This is a genomic window from Nodosilinea sp. FACHB-131 (assembly GCF_014695395.1).
In the GTDB taxonomy this organism is placed as follows: domain Bacteria; phylum Cyanobacteriota; class Cyanobacteriia; order Phormidesmidales; family Phormidesmidaceae; genus Nodosilinea.
The window spans coordinates 43,148-61,013 of the sequence record NZ_JACJOF010000036.1; the positions used below are offsets into that span (position 1 = coordinate 43,148).

The window sequence follows — 17,866 nt, forward strand, 5'->3', positions numbered from 1 at the left end:
GTTTAAGTAGGGAAAAACAGCACCGGATGCCAGCTGCTGCGCAGAATTTCGCGGGTGAGGCTAGGGGCTGACCACTTGAGAATGCCGCCAAGGTTGCTAGAACAGGTGGCGATCGCTCCGATATCGTGCATTTCGGCCGTTTTCAAAATTTCTATTAAGGGGCTGCCCTCAACGACGGTGGTGTTGACGACTAAATTGAGGGCAGCTAGCTCTGACTGAAGCTGGTCAAGTTCCTGTTCAGCCTGCTTCAGGGAATTATCGCCCCGCAACTCCCGGCGCACGTTTTCATCGACAACCCACACCAAGCGAACCCGCTCTAGCACTGAGTTGGGGTTGTTTTTCACCTGCTGCTGAATTTTTTTGAGCAAGCTTTTACCTCCCTGGGTGCCGTTGTAGGGCACCAGCAGGTAGCGGAATAGGTGAGCACAGCGCAGCTTTAGCTCAGCGGTAGTGTAGGTTGACACGAGCTGGGGCCGCAAAATAACGACGGGAATCGTTGTCTTTTCGGCTAAATTGGCGGTAGTGCTACCAAACAGTTTCTCTTCCAGCAGCGTGCGGGTCGGGCTGCCTAAAAAAATCACGTCGCTCTGGTGCTTTTTGGCCAAACGCAAAATGCTCTCGCTGGCGCGCCCCATCTGTACCTCAACGGTCACATCGATATCGTTGGGCAAATCGCGCAGCAGGGCCTGCAAGCGCTGTCGGGGTTTTTCTAGCAGCTCTGGGCTGTTTCGCGGAATCTCCCGCTCGCTGTCTACTGAGACACTGTGAAAAAACACTAGAGACTTGAACCCTCCAGCAGCGAGACTCGGCACAAACTGAGCGAGACGGTAGATACCATCAGTAAAGTCAGTACAAATGAGCGCGCGCTGAAACATACGTCCCCCGTTCAGGTGCAACAAAGCGTACAAAATTTGCGATCGCCCAAGCTAGCAATCGTTGTGGCCTATCCCACAGACCATCGGCAGCCGTTGGGGAAGCCCTTCCTCCTACCATAACGTTAGACCGGGCCGTTTCAACCCCTGAAAGGCCCTAACTCTCATTGCTGGGAGGGTTCTGTAGGCAAGTTGATTGTAACGGGCTCCAACAGTCTGAATGCAGGGTTCAAGGTATGCCGTCAACCGAATACCTCAAACCCTATACCCCGCTAGCCTGTCGCTTTGGAATCACGGACTAAACGGGACTGCTTGGCATCGACGGTAGCGATGTCGACTTAACGAAAAAATCAGAAGTTGTGCAGAACTGCAAACCAGACAAGGCTGAATTGACCGACTTCCTATGCTCTCGCTGCACAGGGACATGGGGTCTGATAGAAATAGCTATTTCACTGGTGAGCGAGGTGTGGGGAGCGCATTGCAAGCGGTTGAGTTAAACCCCTGGCACAGCTATAGCTGTAAAAAAGTTTTGGAAGAAATGAGTTGAAGCAGGTGGCCTTTGAGCTAGCGTAAATTTCGATTTTGTGGTTGATGAAACGTTTTATAGCATCGAAGGTGACGCCCCGGCATCCCCGGCCTGATTCAAGAGAATCGTGCAAGAGAGGGAGGTCGCCGTCTTCATGCTGTTTTGGCGACGTCGAACCTACATTTGAGGGTTTGGCCCAATCCCCCATTCGTGCTTGAGGAAGTGCTTGTACATCGTCTCCCGCATCATCATCTGTTCATACATCTTGACTAGGAACTGCTGGGCCTGCTCCCGGCTCATTTTGTCAACTTGGGTCTCAAAAGACCTCAAACTAAACTGCTGCTCCAAAGAGAGTTGCATCGGTTCGTTCATGGATTTGCTCCTGAGAGAGAGAGAACAACACTCCAGTAATGGCTTGTAACAACCAGGCTGAACCTGAGTTACTGCCTAGATGCATGGGTTTAGCTCTCCTTAGAGAAAATCCAACCCCAGCACACCTAGTTTCTCTACTGGACTAAGCTGTAACCACAATGCCGGCCTAGGCCAATGCGCTATGGTTTACAAATTATAACGATCATTTGACAAAGATCCACTTGGTGGTCTTATAAGCGAATATAACAAGTCATCCCTAAACCGTCATCTGTCGGTGGAGAATTTACAACTTTTAGCAATGACTGCTAAGTAAAAATGCTCAAGGCAAACTTCTTCATGTATTCTTGGCTTGGGCCCAGGCGGTGCTAGTACAGGGGTGCTTTACCCGCATTGTTGCGTGGCCGCAGCATTTGCAACCGCTACGACTGGAGGCTTTTGGAGTTATTTTCGACTCAATCACATCGACTGAAGGGTTTGTCTAATGCAAATAAAATACCTACCTTTTGGCAGGTAGAGTCGTGGTCCAAATCAGCTGTCAGTGCCGCCAGATGGTGCTGACAGATTTACTACTACCACTGTGATGTTGTCGCGGCCCCCCCGCTGCTTGGCAGAATTGACTAGGGCTGTGGCCGCTGCCTCGCAGGCGCGAATCGACTTCAGGTGAGAGGCGATGAGGTGGTCTGACAATTCTTCGGTGAGACCATCGCTGCACAGCAGTAGGCGATCGCCACTGTGCACCTCAATGGGCTGAATATCAATTTCGGTGAGGTCATCGCGCCCTAGGCACTGAGACAGCACATGGCGCCATGGGTGGCTGCGCGACTGGGCTGAACTCACTTCACCCGCTCGAATAGCTTTGGCAATCCAGGTGTGGTCTTCGGTCAGCTGCTCTAGGTGGTGGCCCCGCAGGCGGTAGAGACGAGAGTCGCCCACGTGGGCACACCAAGGCTGCGGGTCGCTGTCGCGAAAGGTGAGCACCACCACAGTAGTACCCATGTCGGCCCGTTCAGGGTGGCGCCTTTGGTCGTCAAGAATGGCATTATTGGCTTGACGTAGAGCTTGCTCTAAGAGCTGAGCCGTGGCTACTTCCCCGTGCCAGTTCTGCTGCAAAAAGGTCTTAATAGCGGCGGTGGCCAAGCGGCTAGCTTCCTGCCCACCCGCATGGCCGCCCATGCCGTCTGCCACGAGGAAAAATCGTCCCTCAGGGTCGATGTAGTAATCATCCTGGTTGCTAGTGCGCAGCAGACCTGGATCCGATAACCCTGAAAAAACGCAATCCACCATAGCAAACTTGGGCTAAACCATTAAGGCAGACGATCGGCCCGGTTGACCTGAAGCACCGCTCGCAAAAACGCGATCCCGGTGCCTGCCGCCAGTACCCCAGGTACTAGAGCTAGCCAAACAAACTCCGATAGTACCAGTACCGTTGCCGAAAGGGTAAACGCTCCCACCAAAATGGCGTAGTTGTTAGCCATCGTTACCCCACTAATGCGGCGCAGGGCGCGGTCGGTCTCGATAGAGCGCACTCGTACCCGAATGTCGCCGCGCTCTAGTTTGTCAAGGGTGTCTTCGATGCGCCGGGGTAGACCCAGGGCAGAGGTGCTGACTTGGGCAGCCTGACGGCTGAGTTCTCCCAGCAGACTGTTAGCTCCATCGGTCGGATTGCCATTAGACATAAGCTGTGCAGCAAACGGCTTGGCCGCTTCCATAAAGTTAAACTCGGGGTCGAGCCCTTTCCCTACCCCTTCCAGGGTGGAGAACGCCCGCATCACAAAAGTAAACGTGGCCGGAAAGCGAAAGGGCTGATCGTAGGCGACGGCGTAAAGGTCATCGCTGATGGCATTGATGGACTGCTCCTCAAAGGGGCGGTCCATAAAGTTATCCAAAATATACTGGATAGAGCGGCGCACTGGGCTCATATCATCGATTTGTGCCAGGGCCCCCAGCTCCACTAAGGAGTCCATCACCTGCCCAGCATCGCGCCGGGCTACCCCCATGAATGTACTCATCAGCCGCTGGCGAGTCATCGGCTGTACCTGGCCCATCATGCCGAAATCGTAGAAGATTAACGATCCATCAAGGCTAACGGCAACATTGCCTGGGTGGGGATCGGCGTGGAAAAAGCCGTTGTTCAGTAGCTGGTGTAGGTAGGCTTGAGCTCCCAACCGAGCCAAGCGCTTACGGTCTAGCCCAGCGGCTTCGAGGGCATCGTAGTGGCTAATTTTAATCCCAGGCATGTATTCCAGGGTTACCACTCGAGAGGATGTCAACCGCCAGAAGACGCGAGGCACGTTGACCCAGTCTTCACCCCGGAAGTTGCGACGAAAGGTGTCGGCGTTGCGGCCTTCGTTAAGGTAGTCGATCTCCTCCCATAGAATGCGACAGCACTCTTCATAGATGCCTAGCCAGTCGCGGCCTTTACCCCAGCTAGGATGGCTTTGAAAGTACCGAGCGATGCCCTTGAGAATAGATAGGTCGATGGTGAAGAGCGATCGCAGCCCCGGGCGCTGCACTTTTACCACCACCTCGTCACCGCTGTGCGTCTGAGCCCGGTGCACCTGGCCTAGGCTGGCCGCCGCTAGCGGAATCGGATCGAAGGTGCGGTAAAGGGTGTGGATAGGTTTGCCTAAGTCAGCCTCAATAATGTCGCGGGCCTGCTCATAACTAAAGGCCGGTACCCGGTCCTGAAGCTTCGACAGTTCCTCCACGAACTCAATGGGGAAAATATCGGCACGAGTCGAAAAAAGCTGCCCTACCTTAATAAAAGTTGGACCCAGATCGAGTAGGGTCTCGCGAATCCAGACGGCAAGCTCTCGCCGCCGCGCCGTCTGGGCTTCAGCAGTCATGGCGCCACCATAGCTCCAAGCTTTGCCGTAGAGCCATCGGGCCCAGAGCAGCCGCAGCACAAAACCCCAAATATCAACAAAGCGGCGCTGACGAGAGTATCGGCCCTGGTTCCAGCGGTAAGAGTCTTGACGGAAAGGCGGTGTCTTTTCACCGGCAGCCGCGGCAAGGCTCGCCGTGCTGGCCAAGGCTAGGGGAACGGGAGCAGCTCCGTCTAGCGGTGCTTCGAAAGCTGAGGTATCCAAGCTGCCATTCATGCCTTCAACATAGCTTAAGTCACCCTCGCCGTTGTCGAGAGGGGAAGGCAGCTTGGCCGATGCGGAGGAATCAGAAACAGCAGACACTCAGGTTCCTAGAACAGAAGGGATAGCAGCGATTTACAAGCCAATGTAGCTCCGGGCAGTAGCCCCGGCAGATTTAAACCTGGCATAAGGGCAAAACGGTTTTTTGACTTTTAGACCTGGGAAGTAGCCCGATACTGTTGTAAGGCGACTCGCACCTGGGCAATTTCGGCTCGCAGGGTGTCAATAGTGGCCTGTAGATCGGTGACTGAGCCGGTTGAAGCCGATGCTGTATTCCCGGTAGAGAATTCTCCAGCTTCTGCCTCTACCTGCTGAGCCCGAGCCATTACTTCTTCCGTAAACTGGCGAAAGTATTCCCGCTGCTCGGCATCAAACTTACCTACCAGGCTCAAGCCATCGGTCAACAACCGCTCGGCGCGCTCGTTAACCGCATCGGCTAGGGCGCGGCCAACATAAAACGCATGCAGCACGGGGCTACTCATGGCAAACCTCAGGAAGAACGGACAATGTAGCAGAACTTGCTTGACTGTAGAGAATTATAACGTCCTTATTCCTCTAGCACCGGACGGATCTTGGGTTTAAGTTTTGGTTTATTTAGCAAAACCGTCTAGCTAGATGATGGGGCTGGGGCCGGTGGCTGAAGCGGTGGGGCTAGGGGCGCTGGGGCTAAGGGCGGCGGGGCTGCTCCTTCCGCTGGAGCGGGTTCCACAAGAACTGGTGCGGGCAGCGGCTGCGGAGCCGGAGCGGGCTCCACGGGCAGTGGCGCGGGCTCGCTGGGGAATATGGGTTCAAACTCAGGCTCGGGTTCGGGCTGGGGGGCTACCGGAGTTTCCCAGCTCTCTATGGGTTCAGAGACAGGCTCAGGGACAATTGCAGGCTGAGGCACTGCTGGGGGTGGGGCAGCAGGTTCTTGGGGGTCGGGGGCAAAGTCAGGTACTGGTTCCGAACCCGGTGGTGGCGTGTTGCTGTAGTCGGGGCGATCGCGCCGGGCTGGGGCATCGGCCCAGGGCTGCAAGAGGTCGTCGCCATTCCAGTCGGGCAGGGGAGGAAACGACTGATTGGGATTGAGGCGCTCTTGGCTGGCAGAACTGGCAGGCTGGAGCCGGGCATAGAAGCCAAACCCTAGACCGCTAACTGTAGCCAATAACCCAGTCAAGACCAGAGCCAGCGGTAGTGAACGATTCTGACGTTGGGTTGAGCCCACCAGGGTGCTGACCTGCGCAGGATAGTCAACTATGGCTTGGGGTTGGGCTCCAGGGTCAGATTGGCTGAATACCGCCCTAGTCGAGGGGCCAGTGAATCGCTGGGGTACTGCACTGGGTGCTGGTGTTGATGGTAGCTGCTCAGGGGTTGGCAGAAGGGCTTTCCACGCCGCTAGAGTAACGGTGGGTGGTAGTTCGTGCAGGGTTGGCGTGGCCCCGTTCAAAAGCCTGGGGCTGCCCAAGGCCAGGGCCGTATCGACAACAGTGGGTAACTCGGGGTGACGACGACGAACCTCTACTGCCAGGGGAGCGTTGGTTGCCTCGGTCCGTTGACCAGTCAGCAAAAAATACAGCAGGTGGGTAAGCCCGCGCACTAGGGCTGATTCTTCTGAAGAAACCTGATCTTTTTCGGTGGAGTTTGGGGTGGCGGTGGTGGATGGCGGTAGATCAAATCCTGTGAACGTGACGATTTGATCCTGCGGCTCGTACCACACTTGGTCAGGGGTCAATCGCAACCCGGCCCAACCTAAAGGGTGGAGAGTCTCGAAGGCTTCGGTAAGGCGCTGAATAATAGCTATGCTGGAGCGAGGTGCCAGGGAATTGGTCTCAGTTACCAGGCGATCGAGGGGAGTGCCGGGGGGACTGGCCAGGGTTTGATAGCAGACGCCCTCTTCTTCGAAGCCTCCCAGGCGCGCTGAAAATGCAGCTTGCTTAAGGTAGTTGACCTGGTCGAGATACTGGTAAAACGCTTGTCGCTGTAAGGCATCCGGCAGCGCTGCTGGACTGCGACTGCCTAGTACGCGAAGCTGTATCCACTGCCCCTTGGACACATCCATCGCCAGATAGACAGGACCAACGGCATCTTCGGTCACCCAGGCGTCGATCACGTAGGTGCCATTTTGCAGGGCGGTGCCCACGGCTAGGGTCATAGGAGCAGAGGGGTCAATTATCTTTGCCACTCTACCCCGTTCTTCACTCAGCGGGTGAGATGTATCAGTATCTGATGCCTCTCAGGGTAGAGGATAGTGCTGCTCTAAAAAGGCTGTGGCATCGGCTTGGGTTGCGATCGCGCCGTCAAGCTGAGCGGCAAATAGAGTCTCCAGCATCGGCCTAAAACTGGGGCCGGGGCGATACCCAAGGGTTTTGAGCCGATCCCCGTCGATCAGGGGCGCAGTAGGCGCCCACTGCATGAGGTAACGCCATAGGGCAGGGCCCATCTGCCGGGGATGGCGAGCACTGATCAGTAGGTGAGTGGGAATATCAGCTTGATTGAATGCGGCATACAGCTGACTGGGAGCGGGCTCGGTGGCCACAAGGACTTGCCACTGGTGTTCCCACTGATCGAGGTTAGCCAGACGCTCAATGGCGCGATCGGGCAGTTGTAGATGGGTGGCCAGGGGCGATCGCACCGCAGCCGGTACGGCAGCCAGCAGCCCCTGTAGCCGCAGCAGCCAGGGCGGCCCCAGCTCGGGCCAGCTAAAGCGCTTTGCCCAACGGCTGAGGCGTCCCAGCTGTTGCCACAGAGCTGGGGTCATGGTCAGCTCGCTGTGGAGACAGCGCAGGGCCCCCAGCTGATCTAGCAGAGTTAGCGCCGACTGCCAGTAAGGTGCCTCAAGGATGTATTTCAGCTCGTTTTTGAGCCGCACCTGTAGGGCTGGGGCTCGCCGCATCTGGTGTTGCATTTGGCTATAAACCCCGCTCGCGATGGCGTGGTGAATATAGCCCTCAGTCTGGGGGTCAAGGCTAAACCCCAACCGCACCGCAAAGCGCACCGCCCGGTAAATGCGTGTCGGATCTTCGATAAAGCTGTTGGCATGCAGCACGCGAATGGTGCCCTGGCGCAGGTCAATGAGGCCGCCAAAGTAGTCAAGTAGCTGCCCAGCCCCAGGATTGGTAAGCCGCAGGGCTAGAGCATTGACCGTGAAGTCGCGACGGTAGAGGTCTTGCTGAATGGAGCTAGCTTCGACTTCGGGATTGGCGGCGGGATAGGGGTAAAACTCCGTGCGGGCGGTGGCGATGTCAATCATCAGCCCGGCCAGGGGGTGGTCTAACTCCTTCCGCCAGACCAGCGACGCCGTTTGAAATCGCCCATGCACCTGTAAATCAACTTCTGAAAATTGCTCCTTGATCACAGTCGCCAGATCAACGCCAGCCTCCACCTGCGCCGTGCTGAAGAACCCATCAACCACTAAATCGAGGTCCGGCAGAGCCGCTGAAATCGAGTCGGTGCAGATCAGCAGATCGCGCACCGCGCCGCCCACCAGGTAGAGGTGCCAGCCTCGCTCCTCAGCAGCAGCGGTGATTTGCTGCAAAATGTTCTGCAAGACAGGGGACAGACTGGTTTCCAGAGCCCGCTGTAGAGTAATGGCGGCAGGCGGGTCTAGCAAAGCAGGTTTGACTAAGGGAGAGGGTTGCCCCTGGTGTAGGTGACGCAGCAGGTCGGTGCGGGTGACGATGCCAACTAATGCCCCCTGGTGCAGCACCGGCAGGCGGCCAATGTCGTAGGTCACCATCAGGTGCTCGATATCGGTAAGGGGGGTATCAGGGGTAATGGTTTTGAGGCTAGTGGCCATATAGCCCTTGACCGGAGCGTGGCTAAAACCGTGGTGAAGTGCCAGATCCAGGTCGCGGCGGGAGATGATACCGACCAGGCGATCGCCCTCATCGACCACCGACAAACCCGAATGACCGTAGCGCAGCAAAATCCGCTGGGCCTCGTGGATTGTAGTGTCGGGGCGAATGGTGCGTACCGGCGACGACATCAGGTCGCGGGCGGTGGGCTGGCGGGGTAAGTGCGATCGCACAGCCGCCATCACCTCCTGTACCGTCCCTAAGGGGTCCTCCGTCGTCACGCTGGCCGAGGCAGCCGCAGCATGCCCGCCGCCACCCAAGGCCGTCAGTACCGTGCCCCAGTCGAGGCGATCGCTCACTCGGCCTCGGGCTCGGCCAATCAACGTGAGTTTTTGAATCCCCAGCAGTGGGTCGGACAGATCGCAGTCTGCCAAGTCATTGGTATCTGCTTCTTCCTTAGCGGCATAGCAGGCCCCAAACAGCAGCGCATCGGCATCGGTTAGGGATATCAGTTGCTCTGCCAGCCCCGACAGACCCGGCACATACCCATCAACCCGCAGCAATACCCAGGCCAACGTGTGGCCCCCCACTGGCTCTACCTGAAGGGTAGCCATGGCCTCTGCCAATAACCCCTGCAGAGTGGGGCTCAGTCCCGGTTCTACAAAGTCAGCAATAATCGCGAGGCTAGCCCCGTGGGCCATCAGCCAGGCCAGAGCAGAGGCATCCCGCGCCGTCGCCCCCTCGTACAGCAGCGAGCCTGTATCAACGTGGATGCCCAGAGCCATGACCGTCGCTTCAGCGACGCTGGGCTCAATCTTTCCGTCTTGTAGCAACTCCACCACTAGAGTAGTAGCTGCTCCCACAGCCTCAATCGTGGTCTCCGGGGTTTGCACCGTCTCGGCATTCGTGGGATGGTGATCGTAGATCTCGATAGGTACCTGGTTGTGTTCGGCCTGGGTAATCCAATCGGCTGCTGGGCCAAAGCGATCGCGCTGCTGAGCATCAACTAGAGTGAGGCGATTGATTTGGCTTGGATCTACTGCTCGTCGCTCAATTAGCGGATACTCGTCACGGTGGAGGGCCAAAAATCGCTGCACCGTCGGATGGCAGCCCCCGGTCAGCACAATGCGCCGCCCTGGCTGCAGGCGAGCCAGCCCTACGGCCGCCCCCAGGGTGTCAAAATCGGCAGTGGTGTGGCAAATGACTAGGTCCATAAGTTTCGGGCCTTTTTGAGGGCCATACTTTCCGGCGGGGCCTCTTTCTGATAGCGTACTGGTTAGGGTAGTGTGGCTGTTAGCCTGGGCTAATCAGGTTATTCACCGCCGTCTCCGCTGCTGTGTTTGAGAGAGCAAATATAAAACCATGGTAATTCTGTTTCAACTCGCGCTGTTTGCCCTGGTCCTGATGTCATTTGTGCTGGTGGTGTATGTGCCCGTGGCCTACGCCTCTCCCCAAGACTGGGATCAGTCCAAACGACTGATCCTCTTTGGCTCTGTTATTTGGGGCGCTCTGGTAGTGGTCGTGGGCGGCCTCAACTACTTTGTGGTTTAGAAAAAATATTTATGGCGGTTTTTGAAGGCACGTTAGTCTCCACAGGATCTCCCCGGTTTGCCATTGTGCTAGGCCGATTCAACGATTTAGTTACGGGTAAGCTGCTGGAGGGTTGTCAAGACTGTCTGAAGCGCCATGGTATAGACGTTAACCCCGAAGGTACCCAGGTTGACTACGCCTGGGTGCCCGGTAGTTTTGAAATTCCACTGGTGGCCCGGCAGCTGGCCCTTAGCGGTCGCTACAACGCGATCATCTGCTTGGGAGCCGTCATCCGTGGCTCGACGCCCCACTTTGACTACGTGGCAGCGGAGGTAGCTAAGGGCGTGGCAGCAGCGGGTTTTCAAACCGGTGTGCCGATCATCTTTGGCGTACTCACCACCGATACGCTGCAGCAGGCCCTAGAGCGGGCGGGCATCAAGGCTAACCACGGTTGGGACTATGCCATGAGCGCTCTGGAAATGGCCAGTTTAATGGGAGTGATTCACTCCGCCATGGGTAGTGGTGCGAGCAATGGCTCAGCCCGCTTGGGGCCTGGGATGCCGGTGGCAGCTCAAGCCGTCGTGGTCCCCGACGCGGACTCAATTTAGCGCTAAAGACTGCCCAAGAAAATCCAAAAGAATGTTGACATAGTCACACTTTTTTGAGATTCTAGATAAAGTCAAAACCAGCGAAACGGAATTGCTTCTGACACTGGTTTTTAATGCGGGTATAGCTCAGTGGTAGAGCGTCACCTTGCCAAGGTGAATGTCGCGCGTTCGAATCGCGTTACCCGCTTATTAAAATGTTGTGCCCTCCCTCAGATTTCTAATAGGAAAGCTGGTGGAGTTACCTAGGAGCTGTAGAAGGTTCCTCAGGATCTATTGGGGGAACCCAGGGTAGGACGGGATACAAAAACTAGAAGTTTCATCACTTAGAAGCACGAGTGGGCTCAATCCGCGAATTAGGCCCACTCGTGTCCTAGGTACAGGGAGTTGTGGGTTGTATGTTTTCTCTGCGGAGAGAGCAGAACAGGGCTTCGGGGCGATGACCACGCAGCCAGTAGGTTTCCATTTCGCCACGACCTTTAATCGTGATGCAGCCGCGACGTTCGAACCGATAGCGGTCCTTGAGGCGCTCATAGGTTGCAGCCGTAACCTGAATCTGACCGGGTTCGCTGGAGGCCTCCATGCGGCTAGCCACGTTGACGGCGTCGCCCCAAAGGTCGTAAATAAATTTCTTCGTGCCAATTACCCCAGCTACCACCACCCCGGTGTTGATGCCAATGCGGATCTCGAGCGGTTCTCCTGACTCGGCCTGAAAGGAGGCGGTGACCTGCTGCATGGCCAGGGCCATCTCAGCGATCGCCTCCGCATGATCCTCCCGAGGCATTGGGAGCCCCGCCGCCACCATATAGGCATCGCCAATGGTTTTAATTTTCTCTAGATCCAGCTGCTCGGCCAGACTGTCGAAAGCTGAGAAGATTTGGTTGAGCAGGTTTACCAGCTTAATGGGTGACAGATGGTGCGACAGGCTGGTGAAGCCGACAATGTCGGCAAACAGAATTGTCACCTCGTCAAAGTGCTGGGGAATGGAGGCCTTAGTCTGCATCAGCTCGCCCGCGATCGGTGCTGGAAGAATATTGAGCAAGAGCTGCTCGGCCTTTTGCTGCTCCTGAGCTAGCTTTTGATTGCTGATTTGCAGTTCACTCAACATGTCGTTGATCTGGTAGCCCAGGTGGCTAAGCTCATCGGTTCCCTGCACCGACACTCGCTGGGTGAGGTCGTTAGAGCGCCCGACATGCTGCACCTGTTGGCTTAGCCCCAGCAGCCGCCGTAAAATTACGCGATCGAGCAGCAGCAGCATGCCGCTAGTAAACACAAGACAGGATCCGAGCAGCGACCAGCCGAGATAGTATCGACTAATCAGTCCTTGCCGATAGATATCGCGAGGCAGCTTGACCTCCAGCAGCGCTTGGGGAGCACCGTAGAGGTCAGGCCAGAGAGTGTAGCCCATTAGGGTCTCGGCATTTTGAGGGCGCACTAGGGTGGGTAGCGTAGCCGAGCCGGTGCGATCGCTAAGGGTCGTGAGAATAGGGCGCAGCGACTCTGACAATTCATCCTGACCTAGGGAATAGAGCTGTAGATCTAGCCGCGTGCGCTGCGCTAGGGATTCAACGACGCTAGCACTTAGGGTTTGCCCCATAAGCAACGCCCCTCTAGAGGGACCGGTGGAATCGCTGCGCAAAATAGGCTCTACCACCACCAGCATAAGCTGTCCATCCACCGTCATTAACCCTTGGTGGTGGGAGGCGAGGTGCTCAAACTGCGTCAGCGGGCTGGTAGAAGTAAGCTGCTGGGCCAGATCGGGAGGTAGGGGTAGAAAGGTTCTGTTATCTAAGTCGTAGCCTGTGCCGTAGACGATCTTGCCCTCAGGGTCGACGAAGGCTATAGCGTTGAGCTTTAGCCTTTCTAAGGCGTACTTGCTGAGATTTGACTCGAGATAGTCGGGGTTGCCGTCCTGGATAAAACTATAGGTGTCGTTCCAAGCGGCCCAGTCTTCGGTAAGGCTCTGGAGTTGGGCCAGGTCACCTGCCAGCACCCCATCAACCCGTTGCAGATTGCGCTGGGCATCCTGCTGCTCAAGGCGACTGTAGCTGCGCTGCAAAATGACGGAAAAACTGCCATAGAGAATCATCATCAGCCCCAGCAGAGGCAGCGTAGTCAGCAGCAGAGTTTTGTGGCGCAGTTTCATAAGTTAGGGGCACTGTGGGGGGTGACACCCCTCAAAGGTACCTGTAGAGTACCCATGGCATAGCAATACAGCGATGTCCCTCACCATTGCTTTGAAATGAAGCGTCGTTTTTCAGCGCTTTTATGAGGAGCCGTTGGCGAGCGTCACTAAACTTCAAAGAATTGCAGCACTGTCGGCGGTTTTGCCAGGGGCCAAGAACGGCTGAAGACCGCCCAACGCTCTGACCTTAGCGGTTGAGGGAACTGCTGCAAAGGTAGAACGCTATCCGTCGCGCTCGGTGCGCACCCAAGTTTTTTCGGGCTTGACCAAAAATTTAAAGTACAAAGGAATTTTGTTGAGCACGTAGAGCGGCACCGTCAGCAGATCCCTGAGGGAAAGATCGCTGCGTCCGTAGCCCGCCCAGGCCAGGCTGACCCCGGTGCTGAGGGCGAGCACTGCCCCCAGGGCTAGGTAGGCGGGTAGCCAGCTCAACCCAGCGAGGGTCGCCGCTAGGCAGAGTGCTGCGATCGCTAGGGTCACCATCACCTGTAGCGAAATGGGCAGTACCCCCAGCTCTAGAGCCAGAACGAGCAGGTCAACGCGCCCCTGGCGTAAGGCCTGAACCAGCAGCCTGGGCACGTACTCGCTCAACATCTGCAGGTGGCCATGCTCCCAGCGAGTGCGTTGGGTCGTGGCGGCCTGGTTGCCGCTGGGTAGACGGCTGGTGACCCAGGCACTCTGGCAAAACTGCGGCCCATAGCCGGCTAGAGCCAAATCGAGGCCGAGCTTCATGTCTTCGACGATGTGACCACTGGCGATATTGACGGCGATCGCAGCCTCCCAAGGCATAGCAATGCCAGTGCCAGTTAGCAGACAGGGCTGCCCCAGCCGGTATAGCCCGAGGGGCCGCACCCAGTTTTTGACCTTGAAAGCAAAGGCTGAAATGCTGTCCTTAAGCCCAGGACTGGGGGGCTTTTCCATCAGATAGACAGCCTGGACCGGGCGCTGGCTCTGCTGGGCCTGGATGGCCAGGGCGGCCAAGCTGTGGGGCTGTAGATCGCAGTCGGCGTCGACAAAAACAACGATGTCGGGTGGATTGGCCATGAGATGGTTGAGGCCATAGTCGAGGGCATAACCCTTGCCGCGCTGGGCAAGGTCATGGCGCTCAATCACGGTTGCTCCGGCCTGGCGGGCGGCCTCGGCGGTGGCGTCGGTGCAGTTGTCGGCAATCACCAGCAGGCGATCGCTAGGACGCAGTTGGGGAAGAATGGTGGCTAGGGTAGTGGCAATGCCTTCAGCTTCGTTGTGAGCAGGCACCAGCACCGCCAGGGAAAGATCGGCAGGTAGAGTAGAGGGAGTGGTGGAAGACCGGGCGCTGCCCAAGGCCATCAGGCACTCGAGGGCAAAGAAGGCTGAGGTGGTCAGCAGCAGGAGCGGCAAAACCGCGAGTGTGACCGTGATCAGGTCGCCTAGACTTACGTTCATAACTACCCAACGTGTTGACTGAATCGGTGATGCTAGGTTGCCCAAATCGCCAGGTTGGCCTGCCGCTAGAGCCAATGCCCGCAGTAGGTACCTTAGCGAACCCTGGCCAGGTCCATTGACTTCGGCCCGGCAGATTTACAAGAGCTTCAAAAACCTGTGCCTCGGTGGTGCTATTCCACGGCTAGGCCATTGCCGTCGCTAGGACGGTCTCTACGGCAATCGCCCATCCCTCGGGCGCTGGCGCTGGCGCGACCTGCCAACCGCGGTCGGCTAGCTGGGGATGGGGACCGTGGGCGCTGGGCAGCACAACTGGATGGTCGACGTTCTCTAACATGTCGAGGTCATTGGGGCTGTTGCCTAACCCAATGGTGGTGATGGGTACTTCGGAATTGCTGGCTTGGTAGAGCTTCACCAGCTGGTGCACGGCCTGGCCTTTGCCTGCCTCGCTGCCAATTAGATGGGAGAAGCGATCGCCAATCACAACCCGAAACCCCATGGCTTCTACGGCCTCGCGCAGTTGGTCGGTGGGCACGTTTTTGGGGGTCATAAAGGGTTCGGTGAACTCCCTAGCCTTGGCCTGCTTGGCCTCTGTGGGAGATAGCCCGGTGAGTTGCACCACCTGGTCTACAGTCCAGTCACCAAAGCCTTTGAGGGGACGACCCAGATCCTGGGCGATCGCCTTCAGCCCAGCGCGAGCGGTGACGTAGTTGCAGCCCAGTTGCAGTACTCGGTAGCCATCGACATTGTCGCCTGGCGGTAGGGCAAAGCCTGGGTGGTCAATGGGAATGTAGATGGCGCTGCCGTTTTCTACCACAAAGGGATCGTGCAGGCCGACATCCTGCCGCAGTTGGGCAACCTCTTGACGGGTTTTGCTCGTGACCGGTATCACCGGAATGCCCTGGTCAGCGAGCTTAGCCAGGGTGGGCAAGGCCGCCTGGTAGGCGTAGGTTTCGCCATTGAGCAGGGTGCCGTCGAGGTCGGTGAAGATAATGCAGGTCATAGAAATAACGAGGGGGCGCTATAGATAAGGACAGAGGACCTATCCAAAGCCTACTGTAAGGGCCACCCTTAATTCTGACGTCTCAGATTCAGAGTTATAGGGCGCTGTAAACTGCGATGGGCTCTAGTTTAGAGCGGCCAGAATTCTCGACCAGCAGGGGCACCGGGCTGCTGGGAAGTGGATAGGTTTGCACCTGCGCCGTAGCGCACCAGCTGATGTCGCCAAGTGGCTAAGCCGCAAATAGAACCCGAGTGCGAACTGACATTAAGGCAAGAGTGAGACAATTGGGATGCAGCTTTTCCTGGGGTTCGTTATGGGGCTAATCTGTTAAGGCTTTAGTTTACGGCTAAGGTTCTGCTGTTCGTTCCTCTACGAGTGTTGTATGGAGTTTAAAACCCCTGGCCAGGAGGCGGTTTACCATCGAATTTTGCCCTGGATGCATGAGCTATTTGGCGAAGCGCTGGTCGTATTTGAGGATGAACCCCTCTTCATTGTGAATTTGGGGTCGGCAGTGGCCTCGACTCGAGTGGTGCCCTGGCACGATTATGAAACGCTGATTACCACGCGAGCCTACGTGGTAACCGCGATTGAGCTGACCCCCGAACTGAGCTACTACCTGCTGCGAGAAAACAACGGCATCTACTTCGGCCGCTTTGCCTACGACGCTGAGGACGACATTGTCTTTGAGCACAGTCTGGTGGGTGAAACCTGCGATCGCCTCGATCTAAATCACTCTGTTGCTACCGTGATTCGCATTGCTGACAGCTACGACGACGAAATTGTTGCTCGCTGGGGGGGGCAGCGGGCCCTCGACCGCTGGGCTTCTTAACGATCCTGTGATGGTTCAGGGGTTTCGTCTCAGGATGAGGGTTCATTGGGCCCATTTCGCGCTACAAAATAGTCTGACAATGCACCCGGGAGGTTGCCGTGGCTCGTCGCTGGATTTGGATAGGGTTAGGGGGGGTGCTAGTGGCGCTGCTGAGCTTGGGTCTCGGTTCAGCCCGCGCGGCAGGTCCTCTAGAACCTATGCTCACCGTGAGCGGTTTGCCGCCCATGCAGACTACGACAGCGGCAACGCTTCAGCCACTCAAAGCCGCTCAGCCTGGGCCGACTGATTTTGCTGCCCCGACGGAGCTGGCCCAGGCGTCCCCGCCTCGACAGGTGACGGCTCTGGCCGACCCCACCAACTACGGCGATCGCTATCTCACCGACATCAATGGCCAGGTAGTGCACAACGACTTCATTGCCGTGCTGCACGAAACCGTGGGCTCGGCCCAGAGTGCCCTCAACTTATTTCGAACGCGGCACCCGCGCGACCAAGACCAGGTCAGCTACCACGCCCTGATTGGCCGCGATGGCACAGTCTACTACATTGTGCCTCCTGAAAAACGGGCCTTTGGGGCTGGCAACTCAGTGTTTAGTGGCCCCAATGGCCCGGAGGCTGTGCGCACTAATTCAGCATTTCCCCCCTCGGTGAACAATTTTGCCTACCACGTGTCGTTGGAGACCCCCAGCGATGGCTTCAACAACCGTCGTAGCCACAGCGGCTATACCCAAGCCCAGTACGATTCTCTAGCCTGGCTACTGGCTCAGACCACCATTCCTGACAGCCGGATTACTACCCATCAGGCGGTCGATCGCTCCGGCAGTCGCATGGACCCGCGCAGCTTCAATTCCTCTAGCTTTTTTAGCCAGCTGCGCCGCTACCCAACCCGCAACGGCCTGACGGGCTAGGGGGCGACTTCGAACGACACGACCATCTCGTACACCGACAGATCCAGCACCCCTAAGTTAGGGTCACTGCTAGCAAATACCTCGTCACCCATCGTGGCTTCGTAGGCCTCGAGGTGTGCTGCTATGGCACTGTCTGAGGGGGCTAGGCGCAGCCATAGGGTGTCGTCGTATTGAGCTAGGGCGGTGCCCTCAAGCACGATGGTGCCGCCGTAGTCCCAGGCAAAGCCGTAGAGGTCGAAGTCGCCTAGGACGGCTTGAACCTTGGCGTAGGGTGCACCCACCCCCAACCCCTCTGGAATTTGCCAGGCTTTGCCAAAATCTTTGATCAGCCGGGGCCGACTTTGGGCGGCGTCATCCCACACCACGGCAAACTGTTGATCAGTATCGGGGTTGACCACGGTGCCCACCTCTGTGCTGCCTTCTCCTAGGGAAATGGGGCGATCGCTCAGGGCGGCCTCGCCATAGAAATTGGCCAAATCGGCGCGGCTAGTTTGGGCTGTAACCGGGCCCACACGCTCGCCAGGAATTACCAGCCCGTCGGTATGCTGGCTGGCTGCATCGGGCGTGGTGGAAGTGGGAATAGTGGATTCAGCTGGCTGCGCTTCGGGCCGCCCCTCTTGGAGTTGGCAGGCGGCTAGGGGTACCAAAGCCAAACTGAGAACCGCTGTCATCCACAATTGCGCCATGACGATTGATGG

At 57.1% G+C, this 17,866-nt stretch carries 15 protein-coding genes and 1 tRNA gene; 5 read left to right on the top strand and 11 right to left on the bottom strand.

Translation table 11 applies throughout. The features are described from left to right. Nucleotides 1-2 precede the first annotated feature (2 nt). The 7 genes from H6F75_RS23745 to H6F75_RS23775 all read right to left on the bottom strand — a co-directional run bounded on the left by H6F75_RS23745 (nt 3) and on the right by H6F75_RS23775 (nt 9,903). Nucleotides 3-875 carry a universal stress protein gene (locus tag H6F75_RS23745; RefSeq protein ID WP_190755166.1) on the bottom strand — a complete coding sequence of 291 codons (873 nt, stop codon included), beginning with the start codon at nt 873-875 and terminating at the stop codon, nt 3-5. A gap of 700 nt (nt 876-1,575) precedes the next feature. Beyond that, nucleotides 1,576-1,770: an NblA/ycf18 family protein gene (locus tag H6F75_RS23750; protein WP_073608309.1), complete on the bottom strand. Its 195-nt coding sequence runs from the start codon at nt 1,768-1,770 to the stop codon at nt 1,576-1,578. Nucleotides 1,771-2,298: 528 nt separating this feature from the next. Next, nucleotides 2,299-3,054: a PP2C family serine/threonine-protein phosphatase gene (locus tag H6F75_RS23755; protein ID WP_190755167.1), complete on the bottom strand. Its 756-nt coding sequence runs from the start codon at nt 3,052-3,054 to the stop codon at nt 2,299-2,301. A gap of 20 nt (nt 3,055-3,074) precedes the next feature. Continuing rightward, nucleotides 3,075-4,958, bottom strand: a complete 1,884-nt coding sequence (locus tag H6F75_RS23760; protein ID WP_347710702.1) for an AarF/ABC1/UbiB kinase family protein — start codon at nt 4,956-4,958, stop codon at nt 3,075-3,077. A 110-nt stretch (nt 4,959-5,068) separates the two neighbouring features. After that, nucleotides 5,069-5,398, bottom strand: a complete 330-nt coding sequence (locus H6F75_RS23765; RefSeq protein WP_190755168.1) for a DUF6825 family protein — start codon at nt 5,396-5,398, stop codon at nt 5,069-5,071. A 125-nt stretch (nt 5,399-5,523) separates the two neighbouring features. Beyond that, the gene (locus tag H6F75_RS23770) at nt 5,524-7,047 is read right to left on the bottom strand and encodes a hypothetical protein (RefSeq protein WP_190755169.1); all 1,524 of its coding nucleotides are present in this window, start codon (nt 7,045-7,047) and stop codon (nt 5,524-5,526) included. Nucleotides 7,048-7,128: 81 nt separating this feature from the next. Continuing rightward, entirely contained in the window at nt 7,129-9,903 is a 2,775-nt protein-coding gene (locus H6F75_RS23775; protein WP_190755176.1) for a CBS domain-containing protein, read from the bottom strand. A gap of 148 nt (nt 9,904-10,051) precedes the next feature. Between H6F75_RS23775 and psbZ the strand changes: the two genes are divergently transcribed. The 3 genes from psbZ to H6F75_RS23790 all read left to right on the top strand — a co-directional run bounded on the left by psbZ (nt 10,052) and on the right by H6F75_RS23790 (nt 11,014). After that, the gene (gene psbZ / locus H6F75_RS23780) at nt 10,052-10,240 is read left to right on the top strand and encodes a photosystem II reaction center protein PsbZ (RefSeq protein WP_017301429.1); all 189 of its coding nucleotides are present in this window, start codon (nt 10,052-10,054) and stop codon (nt 10,238-10,240) included. A gap of 11 nt (nt 10,241-10,251) precedes the next feature. Next, nucleotides 10,252-10,827, top strand: coding sequence for a 6,7-dimethyl-8-ribityllumazine synthase (gene ribH / locus H6F75_RS23785; RefSeq protein WP_190755178.1), 576 nt, complete (start codon nt 10,252-10,254; stop codon nt 10,825-10,827). 115 nt (nt 10,828-10,942) lie between these two features. Then, nucleotides 10,943-11,014 (top strand) — tRNA-Gly (locus tag H6F75_RS23790). A gap of 183 nt (nt 11,015-11,197) precedes the next feature. On the opposite strand, the gene H6F75_RS23795 is transcribed toward H6F75_RS23790, so the two are convergent. The 3 genes from H6F75_RS23795 to H6F75_RS23805 form a co-directional block, all read right to left on the bottom strand. Further along, entirely contained in the window at nt 11,198-12,970 is a 1,773-nt protein-coding gene (locus tag H6F75_RS23795; RefSeq protein WP_190755181.1) for an adenylate/guanylate cyclase domain-containing protein, read from the bottom strand. Nucleotides 12,971-13,231: 261 nt separating this feature from the next. Continuing rightward, complete coding sequence (locus tag H6F75_RS23800; RefSeq protein WP_190755184.1) at nt 13,232-14,434, bottom strand: glycosyltransferase family 2 protein; 1,203 nt, start codon at nt 14,432-14,434, stop codon at nt 13,232-13,234. Nucleotides 14,435-14,615: 181 nt separating this feature from the next. Beyond that, nucleotides 14,616-15,434: an HAD-IIB family hydrolase gene (locus tag H6F75_RS23805; RefSeq protein ID WP_190755186.1), complete on the bottom strand. Its 819-nt coding sequence runs from the start codon at nt 15,432-15,434 to the stop codon at nt 14,616-14,618. Nucleotides 15,435-15,816: 382 nt separating this feature from the next. On the opposite strand from H6F75_RS23805, the gene H6F75_RS23810 reads away from it, so the two are divergent. Next, nucleotides 15,817-16,263, top strand: coding sequence for a YbjN domain-containing protein (locus H6F75_RS23810; protein ID WP_190755188.1), 447 nt, complete (start codon nt 15,817-15,819; stop codon nt 16,261-16,263). Between the two features lie 98 nt (nt 16,264-16,361). After that, a complete protein-coding gene (locus H6F75_RS23815; RefSeq protein WP_347710703.1) occupies nt 16,362-17,168 on the top strand; it encodes a peptidoglycan recognition family protein in 807 nt (268 codons plus the stop codon). Here H6F75_RS23815 and H6F75_RS23820 read toward each other — a convergent pair. Further along, on the bottom strand, nt 17,165-17,839 hold the full coding sequence (locus H6F75_RS23820) for a hypothetical protein (protein WP_190755190.1): 675 nt from the start codon (nt 17,837-17,839) through the stop codon (nt 17,165-17,167). The genes H6F75_RS23815 and H6F75_RS23820 overlap by 4 nt on opposite strands. Between the last annotated feature and the right edge of the window lie 27 nt (nt 17,840-17,866).

Bases quoted from the DNA above. Each gene is read 5' to 3' on its own strand.
- H6F75_RS23745 (WP_190755166.1), bottom strand. From the start codon at position 875: ATGTTTCAGCGCGCGCTCATTTGTACTGACTTTACTGATGGTATCTAC.
- H6F75_RS23750 (WP_073608309.1), bottom strand. From the start codon at position 1,770: ATGAACGAACCGATGCAACTCTCTTTGGAGCAGCAGTTTAGTTTGAGG.
- H6F75_RS23755 (WP_190755167.1), bottom strand. From the start codon at position 3,054: ATGGTGGATTGCGTTTTTTCAGGGTTATCGGATCCAGGTCTGCTGCGC.
- H6F75_RS23765 (WP_190755168.1), bottom strand. From the start codon at position 5,398: ATGAGTAGCCCCGTGCTGCATGCGTTTTATGTTGGCCGCGCCCTAGCC.
- H6F75_RS23770 (WP_190755169.1), bottom strand. From the start codon at position 7,047: ATGACCCTAGCCGTGGGCACCGCCCTGCAAAATGGCACCTACGTGATC.
- H6F75_RS23775 (WP_190755176.1), bottom strand. From the start codon at position 9,903: ATGGACCTAGTCATTTGCCACACCACTGCCGATTTTGACACCCTGGGG.
- psbZ (WP_017301429.1), top strand. From the start codon at position 10,052: ATGGTAATTCTGTTTCAACTCGCGCTGTTTGCCCTGGTCCTGATGTCA.
- ribH (WP_190755178.1), top strand. From the start codon at position 10,252: ATGGCGGTTTTTGAAGGCACGTTAGTCTCCACAGGATCTCCCCGGTTT.
- H6F75_RS23795 (WP_190755181.1), bottom strand. From the start codon at position 12,970: ATGAAACTGCGCCACAAAACTCTGCTGCTGACTACGCTGCCTCTGCTG.
- H6F75_RS23800 (WP_190755184.1), bottom strand. From the start codon at position 14,434: ATGAACGTAAGTCTAGGCGACCTGATCACGGTCACACTCGCGGTTTTG.
- H6F75_RS23805 (WP_190755186.1), bottom strand. From the start codon at position 15,434: ATGACCTGCATTATCTTCACCGACCTCGACGGCACCCTGCTCAATGGC.
- H6F75_RS23810 (WP_190755188.1), top strand. From the start codon at position 15,817: ATGGAGTTTAAAACCCCTGGCCAGGAGGCGGTTTACCATCGAATTTTG.
- H6F75_RS23820 (WP_190755190.1), bottom strand. From the start codon at position 17,839: ATGACAGCGGTTCTCAGTTTGGCTTTGGTACCCCTAGCCGCCTGCCAA.